The 7,890-nt window shown below is 67.3% G+C and carries 7 protein-coding genes; 3 read left to right on the plus strand and 4 right to left on the minus strand.

The genetic code is table 11. The features are described from left to right. Nucleotides 1-29: 29 nt before the first annotated feature. The 3 genes from ACFWBU_RS20915 to ACFWBU_RS20925 all read right to left on the minus strand — a co-directional run bounded on the left by ACFWBU_RS20915 (nucleotide 30) and on the right by ACFWBU_RS20925 (nucleotide 2,480). The gene (locus ACFWBU_RS20915) at nucleotides 30-881 is read right to left on the minus strand and encodes a Bax inhibitor-1/YccA family protein (RefSeq protein WP_169652512.1); all 852 of its coding nucleotides are present in this window, start codon (nucleotides 879-881) and stop codon (nucleotides 30-32) included. 118 nt (nucleotides 882-999) lie between these two features. After that, nucleotides 1,000-2,127 carry a class I SAM-dependent methyltransferase gene (locus ACFWBU_RS20920; RefSeq protein ID WP_378529130.1) on the minus strand — a complete coding sequence of 376 codons (1,128 nt, stop codon included), beginning with the start codon at nucleotides 2,125-2,127 and terminating at the stop codon, nucleotides 1,000-1,002. Continuing rightward, nucleotides 2,121-2,480 carry a hypothetical protein gene (locus ACFWBU_RS20925; RefSeq protein WP_240952338.1) on the minus strand — a complete coding sequence of 120 codons (360 nt, stop codon included), beginning with the start codon at nucleotides 2,478-2,480 and terminating at the stop codon, nucleotides 2,121-2,123. Before ACFWBU_RS20925 ends, ACFWBU_RS20920 begins: the two co-directional genes overlap by 7 nt. Before the next feature lie 161 nt (nucleotides 2,481-2,641). Here ACFWBU_RS20925 and ACFWBU_RS20930 point away from each other — a divergent pair, with 161 nt between their 5' ends. Beyond that, entirely contained in the window at nucleotides 2,642-6,127 is a 3,486-nt protein-coding gene (locus ACFWBU_RS20930) for a protein kinase (protein WP_378529131.1), read from the plus strand. A gap of 115 nt (nucleotides 6,128-6,242) precedes the next feature. Beyond that, nucleotides 6,243-7,262, plus strand: a complete 1,020-nt coding sequence (locus ACFWBU_RS20935) for a magnesium transporter CorA family protein (RefSeq protein ID WP_169621529.1) — start codon at nucleotides 6,243-6,245, stop codon at nucleotides 7,260-7,262. Between the two features lie 27 nt (nucleotides 7,263-7,289). On the opposite strand, the gene ACFWBU_RS20940 is transcribed toward ACFWBU_RS20935, so the two are convergent. Next, entirely contained in the window at nucleotides 7,290-7,451 is a 162-nt protein-coding gene (locus ACFWBU_RS20940; RefSeq protein WP_169621528.1) for a hypothetical protein, read from the minus strand. A gap of 138 nt (nucleotides 7,452-7,589) precedes the next feature. Between ACFWBU_RS20940 and ACFWBU_RS20945 the strand changes: the two genes are divergently transcribed. After that, nucleotides 7,590-7,790, plus strand: coding sequence for a CsbD family protein (locus tag ACFWBU_RS20945; RefSeq protein WP_169621527.1), 201 nt, complete (start codon nucleotides 7,590-7,592; stop codon nucleotides 7,788-7,790). Nucleotides 7,791-7,890 lie beyond the last annotated feature (100 nt).

The raw sequence follows: 7,890 nt of genomic DNA on the forward strand, positions 1-7,890 counted from the left end.
TCGCCCGGGGCCTTCGTTCGTGGTTGTTGCTAGTCGTTCTGGAAGTAGCTCAGCAGACGCAGGATCTCGACGTAGAGCCACACCAGGGTCACGGTGAGGCCGAGGGCGACGCCCCACGCGGCCTTCTCCGGAGCCTGAGCGCGGATCAGCTGATCGGCGGAGTCGAAGTCCAGCAGGAAGCTGAACGCCGCGATGCCGATGCACACGAGGCTGAAGATGATGGCCAGCGGGCCACCGTCACGCAGCCCGAGGCCGCCGTCGATGAAGAAGCCCGCGATGATGTTGCCCAGCGCGAGGATCAGGACACCGACGAGAGCGCCGACGATCATCCTGGTCAGACGCGGCGTGACCCGGATCGCGCCCGTGCGGTACACGACGAGCATGCCGAAGAAGACACCGAACGTGCCGAGGACGGCCTGAGCGATGAGTGTCGAGCCACCGGCGCCACCGAACGTGATGTCGGTGAACATGAACGACAGCGCGCCGAGGAAGAAGCCCTCCGCCACGGCGTACGCGAGCACGATCGCCGGATTGTCCATCTTGCGGCCGAAGGTGGCTACGAGCACCAGGACGAGACCGAGGAGACCGCCGCCGATGACGAACGGTGCGGCCAGGCCGGTGTTCATGGTGACGAGGACGTAGGAGATCAGCGCAGAGACGGTGAGCACGCCGAGCGTGATACCGGTCTTGGTGACGACGTCGTCGATGGTCATCGACCGCTCGGTCGTAGGCCGCGCCCACGGGTCCGTAGGCGAATACTGCGGCTGGCCGAATTGCTGGGTGACCTGCGCGGCGCCTGCCGACGCAGAGCCGAAACTGGCGTATCCGCCGCCCTCTTGCTTGGGCAGGTTACGGAACACCGGGTTACTGGTGGTGCGCACCGTGCACTTCCCTTCTGGTGGTCGCTTCTGTCCGCTCAACGCGTAAGCCGGGGCAGAAGTTCCCTCCCTCCGACCGCTGTGACGGTCGCCGCAGAGCAGACCCCGGACGAATCGGACTCTACCGGGTGCGCACCGATCGAGTCACGGTGAACTTGGGGTTGCGGCCCTCGACACTCGTGGCGCCGACCACCCGTTTCAGGATGGGGCGGTAGCGCAGGTGCGAGTTGTACACCGTCCACATCTCTCCTCCCGGACGCAGGATGCGACCCGCCGCGGCGAACATCTTCTCCGCGGCGCCGGTGTGGACGGCCGCACCGATGTGGAAGGGCGGGTTGCACACCACGAGGTCGACGGAGGCGTCGGGCAGCGAGCCTGCGACGTCGTCGCGCAGCGCATCGACGCGGTCGGCGACGCCGTTCGCGGATGCGGTCGCCGCGGCCGAGTCCACCGCGGCGGCCGACTGATCGGTGGCGATCACCCGCATGTCCGGGTGCTGCCGCGCGAGCACGGTCGCCAGGATGCCGGTGCCGCATCCGAGGTCCACGGCGACGGATGCGTCCGGTGCCGTTCGCGGCAGGAAGTCGAGGAGGAAGCGGGTGCCGATATCCAGTCGCGGGCCGGCGAACGCGGCGCCGTGCGCGACGACGACCAGGGCGAGTTCGGGGAGGGTTTCCCGTACCGGATAGGTGCTCGGGCCCGGGATCGGCCCGCGCGCGGTGACCACGCGCGACTTCTGCCTCCCCCGTGACGCCCGGACCTCGGCGAAAGATCGTGCGAGCACGTCGTTCATGGCGACGGTGATGTGCTTGTCCCGGCCACCGGCGAAGACGACGACTTCCGGGTCGGCGTGCCGGGCGATCGCTTCGGCTGTCTCGGTGAGCGCGCCGAGCGAACGCGGCAGGCGCAGGAGCACGACGCGGGCGCCGCGGAGGAGTTGTTCGTCCAGACCGTGTGACGCGTACCGGTCCGCGAGGTTCTCACGGGAAGCGTTGGCGGCCAGGGCGCGCTCGGCCACGATCGAATCCTGATGGACGCGCAGGCCGGATATCGCGTAGCGGACCGCCGCGCCGAGGGTCAGGGCACCGTACTGGTCGTCGATCACGACGACGGTGCCGTCGGGAGCCGCCTCGAGGGCCGGGCCGGCTTCGTCGAGGATCAGCCGGTCCGCGGCATCGACAGCGAACAGATTGGGCGCTTCCACATCCGGGAAGCGCCGCAACCTGTCGAACAGCGGGTCTGTCAGCACTCGCCCTTGCCGGCGTTCTCGATGGCGCGGAGCGTGTCTGCCTGCTGCTCTACGTCGAGCTCCTGCCACTGCGGGAGCTGCTGCTGCGCATCCGCGACGGCCTGCGCTGCCTGGGCACGATCCTGTCCCCATTCCTCGAGCTCGTCGAGGTACGGAACGAGAGCGTCGCAGTTCTCGTCGTAGCTGTTGCCGAGCTGCACACCTGCACCACCCTGCGCCGACGAGGCGCTCGTGGTGGTTGTGGTGGTCGTGGTGGTGGTCTCGTCGGCCGATGCGGTTCCGTCCGAGGATCCGCACGCCGACGCGAGCAGGACCACGCCTGCGCCGAACAGCGCCGCGACAGTCTTCTTCATTGATGTCCCACTTCTGATAGCAGTGTTGTTGGACCGGTCCGTTGGCATCGTTGCCAGGGTCCGGTCGGATCACGGTAAACGAGGGCGTGCGAACGATCCGCGTCGGGAGTGCACATTTCGGGACTACGCTGAAGAAACGGCCCCGCGAGGTGATCGAAACGATGCCCGATTACGAGTTGATCTCCACCCAGCGCGCCCCGGCGCCGACGGTGGACACTGCCGAAATCGTGCGTTCGCTGGCCGATGCGGGATTCACCGACGCCGAAGAAATCGGCCGCGGCGGTTTCGGAATCGTCTTCCGCTGCCGACAGGAGTCGCTGGACCGGACGGTCGCGGTGAAGGTGCTCCGCACGACCCTCGATCCCGACAACCTCGAACGATTCCTGCGGGAACAGCGCGCGATGGGCCGGCTCTCGGGCCACCCGAACATCGTCAACGTGCTGCAGGCCGGGACCACGGACTCGAACCAGCCTTACCTGGTGATGCACTACCACCCGCACGACTCGCTCGACACGCGGATCCGCAAGCACGGCCCGTTGCCGTGGCCGGAGGCGATACGGATCGGCGTGAAAGTCGCCGGAGCACTCGAGACCGCCCACCGTGCAGACGTCCTGCACCGGGACGTCAAGCCCGGCAACATCCTCATCACCGAATACGGCGAGCCCCAGCTCACCGACTTCGGCATCGCGCACGTGGGGGGCGGCTTCCGCACGACACCCGGGATGATCACCGGATCGCCCGCGTTCACCGCCCCCGAGGTCCTGCGCGGCGGGCAGCCGACACCGGCGTCGGATCTGTACGGGCTCGCCGCCACCTTGTTCTGCGCGATCACAGGTCACGCGGCCTTCGAACGCAAGGTGGGTGAGCGGGTCGTCGCCCAGTTCGTGCGGATGACGTCCGAGCCCGTCCCGGACCTTCGGGGCTCCGGTATCCCGGATGATCTGTGCGTCGCCCTCGAGAGCGGAATGGCGCCCGACCCCGAGGATCGTCCGGCGTCCGCCGCGGAGTTCGGTGAGCTTCTCCGTGCAATCGAGTGGCGTCACGGTCTGAAGGTCGACGACATGGCGCTGCCCTCGTCGCCGCCTGCGGATCTCACGGACGCGCGGGCGGACGCACCTCCGGAGACGGGCCACCCGCCTACCGCTGCCGTCACGCCGCGGTCGACTGCCCCCGCCACCCGTTTCCGTCCTCCGCTGCCTGCCCGGCCGCTCGTCCACCGAACCCGCTTGCTTCGACTGCTCCGCTCCGGGCAGAGTCGGCGGCTCACTGCCATCCACGGCCCGACCGGATTCGGGAAGTCGACTCTCGCGGCGCAATGGCGGGACGTGCTCACAGCCGAAGGTGTTCCCGTCGCGTGGCTCACCGTGGACAGCGACGACAACGACGTCACCTGGTTTCTCGCGCACCTGATCGAAGCCGTCAAGCAACTCCACCCCGCGCTCGCCCGCGACCTCGCGCAGATTCTGCAGGCGCACGGTGACGAGGCGACCCGTTACGTCCTGAGTACGCTCATCGACGAGATCTTCCGGACCGGTGAGCCGACGACGCTCGTGGTCGACGACTGGCATCGTGTCACCTCACAGGAAACCGTTGCGGCTCTCGAACTTCTGATCGAGCAAGGGCCACCGAACCTGCACGTCGTCGTCACCAGCCGCAGCCGGGCCGGATTACCGCTCAGCCGCATGCGCGTGCGCGACGAGCTGCTGGAAGTCGACTCGGCCGCATTGCGTTTCGACGACCAGGAGTCCGAGGCGTTTCTTCGCGACGTCGGGGGCCTGCATCTGTCTCCCGACGACGTACAGCGATTGAACAACACCACCGAAGGCTGGGCCGCTGCCCTGCAACTCGCGTCGTTGTCGTTGCGGGACAGCGACGATCCGTCGGCCATGATCGAGAATCTGAGCGGTCGCCACCACGCGATCGGTGAATACCTCGCCGAGAACGTACTTTCCACGCTCGAGCCGGAGATGTACGAGTTCCTCACGGCGATTTCGGTCACGCACTCCATCTGTGCCGGACTCGCCACAGCACTGACCGGCGAGCCGCACAGCCAGGCGATGCTCGAGGACGCGGAACAACGCGACTTGTTCCTTCGTCCGGTGGACGACGAACGCGTCTGGTTCCGCTTCCATCACCTGTTCCGCGAGTTCCTGCGCCGACGCCTCGAACGCGACCATCCCGAGCGCATCCCCGCACTGCACCGCGCCGCCGCGCAGTGGTGCGCGCGGCACCACCTGATCCGCGAGTCCGTCGACCACGCGCTCGCCGCCGGTGACACGGCATTCGCGGTGGATCTGGTGGCCACGGACGGCATGTCCCTGATGGAGCAGGGGCATATGGGCACTCTCCTGGCCCAGATCGACAAGCTGCCACCTCGGGCGGTCGCCGACGACCCCCGTCTGCTGTTGAGTCGAAGCTGGGCCGACGCTGCGCTGCAGCGGTTCTCGGAGGCACGGGGGGCGCTTGCCGCCATTCCGGCCGCATGCGCCCGAAGCACTCTCCCCTCGTCCGAACTCGATGCGCTCCTCGTCGAGACCCGCGTGGCCGAAGCGGCGCTCCTGATGAACGCCGATCAGGTCCGGGGGATCGCAGAGTTGGTGGAACCGGTCCTCGCCGAACCCCAGGATGCCCGTCCCTGGGCGGTAGGCTCCGCGTCCGTCTTCGCGTCCTACGCGGACCTCCTGTGTTTCGAATTCGACAGTGCGCGGCGCCGTCAGGAGTGGGCCCGGCCTTACCACGAGCGCGCACGCGGGCAGTTCGCGTCGATCTACGGGATGTGCCTGTGCGGCATGGCCGCGAACGAACAACTCGACGTTGCGAGCGCCGAGGAGTACTTCCGCAGGGCATTGCGCGCGGCTCGGAACAGCAGCGGAATCCACAGCCACGCGGGTCGGCTGTCGGCTGCGATGCTCGGCGAGATGATGTACGAGCAGGGACGAATCACTGAGGCGGAAGCCTTGCTCGACGAGAGCAAATTACTCGGAATCGAGGGTGGCATAGCCGATTTCATGATGGCTCGCTTTGCCACCGCAGCTCGGCTGAAGTTACTGCGCGGAGACAGGGATGCCGCCCTCGAACTGCTCGACGAAGGACTTCGGGCGGCGTCGACACACGAACTTCCGCGCCTGCGAGCACGAATCGAGAACGAACGTCTGCGTTTGGGTTTCGACCCCGAGGTACCGCCGCACCGAACGATGCCGGATCCCGATACGCCCCTCGCGGTGGGACCGGAAGAGGTCACCGCGCAATACGAGGACGCTACCGCGATCCGTCTGCTCTACCGCACCGGCGAGCCGGCCGCCGTGGCCGAATCCGTGGAGTGGGCGCGGTGGTGGCAACGCCGGACCGCAGGCCGTCGCCCGCGGACTCACATGAGTTACACCCGGCTCGTCGTGGCATGCCTCCACGCCGCCGGGCGGTACGAGGAAGCGGAGCGAACCGTTGCGCCGCTCGTCGCGCTGTGCGGGGAGCGCGGATTGGTGCGGCATCTCATCGACGGTGGCCCGCACGTGGTCGCGGTGCTCCAGTCGTTGCAGGACAGGGTGCGCACCGGCACGCTGCCCGGAGGGTGGCCCATCGTCGACGAGGCATTCCTCGCCGAAATGCTCCGACTGGCCGACGCCGGAGGTGTCGGCACCCGAATGTGACGGCCGGAACGGTTGCACGCAGGGACACGCGCCCCGTCGTCACCCGCGACGAACCGGTTCGAGAACACGGGCTCGACCCTGCACACACCGGGAGCGAGTCGGGCAGACTGCGAGAATGACCACCATCCACGACGGCCAGGTCCGCACACGGGTGTGGCGCAGCGGAAAAGTCGAGGGTGACAACGTCCCGTTCGCCGACATCTCGGACTACCTGCAGGACCCCGACTGCCTCGTATGGGTGGATCTTCTCGATCCGAAACCGGAGAGACTGTTCGCGCTGGCGGAGGAGCTGAGCTTCGACCCCCACGCGGTGGAAGATGCGCTCGCGCGCGGCGAACGCACCAAAGCGACGCGCTATGCGACGCACACCTTCCTCACCGTCTACGCCACGCACCTCGCGACCGGCCCTGATCCCGCGGTGGAGGCGTACGAATCCCGGCTGAGCACGACGCGGATCTCGGCATTCCTTCTGCCCGGGTGCCTGGTCACCGTCCGTAGCCGCGGCCCGTTCGACATGGACGATGTGGTGACCCGCTGGGACGCAAACCCCGACCTGCTGAAATTCGGCACCGCTGCGTTGCTGCACGGCCTGCTCGACGTGGTCGTCGACGGGCAATTCGACACCATCCGTGACCTCGACGACGCGATCGAGGAGATCGAGGACGGGTTGTTCGCCGACGAGGCCCAGCCGAAGCAGATCCAGCGGGCTGTCTACAGGCTCCGCAAGGAACTGGTTCAGCTGCGCAGGGTCGTGCTGCCGATGCGAGAGGTCGTCAACGCGGTGATGCACTTTCGCGCCGAACACGGTATCACGCCCGGGCTGGACGGTTGGTACACCGACCTCTACGACCACGTTCTCCGTGCCACGGAATGGACCGAATCGCTACGCGACATGGTCACGACCGTCTTCGAGACGAATCTGTCGCTGCAGGATGCCCGTCTCAACACCGTCATGAAGAAGCTGACCGGCTGGGCCGCGATCATCGCGGTGCCGACCGCTGTGACCGGCTGGTTCGGGATGAACGTGCCGTTTCCCGGCTCGGGAGAGGAAATGGGCGTCCTCGCGGTCGCTGTCATCGTCTTCTTCTCCGCAGCCGTGCTGTTCGTGCTGTTCAAACGCCGCGACTGGCTCTAGGCCGACCGGTCTCCGCTCGGGCGATCGCTAGAGGAAGACCATGATCAGCGCGATGATCAGCGCAATGATCACCAGCACCGTGACCACGCGCCACACCGCCGCTGCCCCGCCACCGGACCGGTTGCGCGTCAGTTCGGGATCGGCATCGGGGGCATCGCCGATGGGGTCGCCGCTGTTCGGGTCGGACATTTTCTCCTCCTCATGGGTCTACCCAGGCAGTGTTACACGGTCGGCCGCATTCGGCGCCGCTTGCCGGTTCGCGGTTTCGCTGCGTGCCGGCCGGGTATCCGGAGAGAGAACCGTCCGTCAAACAAGGAGGACCGACCGATGGCCGATTTCATCGACAAGGCGAAGCACAAGGCAGAAGAACTGGCCGGCAAGGCCAAGGAGCACGGTGGCAAGGCCACCAACGATCGTGATCTCGAGGCCGAAGGCAAGGGCCAGCAGACCAAGGGCGGCATGAAGCAGGCCGGTGACAAGGTCACCGACGCCGCAGACGACGTCAAGAGGTCGTTCAAGCAGGACTGACATCCCTGCCGACCCGGCCACCGGCACCCTGCGCATCGCCCGCGCCGGGCACCCCCACCCCGTTCTGCGGCTCCCGGACGGAACCTGCCTGCTCAAGCAC

It is taken from the genome of Rhodococcus sp. NPDC060084, assembly GCF_042730335.1.
Classification (GTDB): domain Bacteria; phylum Actinomycetota; class Actinomycetes; order Mycobacteriales; family Mycobacteriaceae; genus Rhodococcus.

Bases quoted from the DNA above. Each gene is read 5' to 3' on its own strand.
- ACFWBU_RS20925 (WP_240952338.1), bottom strand. From the start codon at position 2,480: ATGAAGAAGACTGTCGCGGCGCTGTTCGGCGCAGGCGTGGTCCTGCTC.
- ACFWBU_RS20945 (WP_169621527.1), top strand. From the start codon at position 7,590: ATGGCCGATTTCATCGACAAGGCGAAGCACAAGGCAGAAGAACTGGCC.
- ACFWBU_RS20935 (WP_169621529.1), top strand. From the start codon at position 6,243: ATGACCACCATCCACGACGGCCAGGTCCGCACACGGGTGTGGCGCAGC.
- ACFWBU_RS20930 (WP_378529131.1), top strand. From the start codon at position 2,642: ATGCCCGATTACGAGTTGATCTCCACCCAGCGCGCCCCGGCGCCGACG.
- ACFWBU_RS20940 (WP_169621528.1), bottom strand. From the start codon at position 7,451: ATGTCCGACCCGAACAGCGGCGACCCCATCGGCGATGCCCCCGATGCC.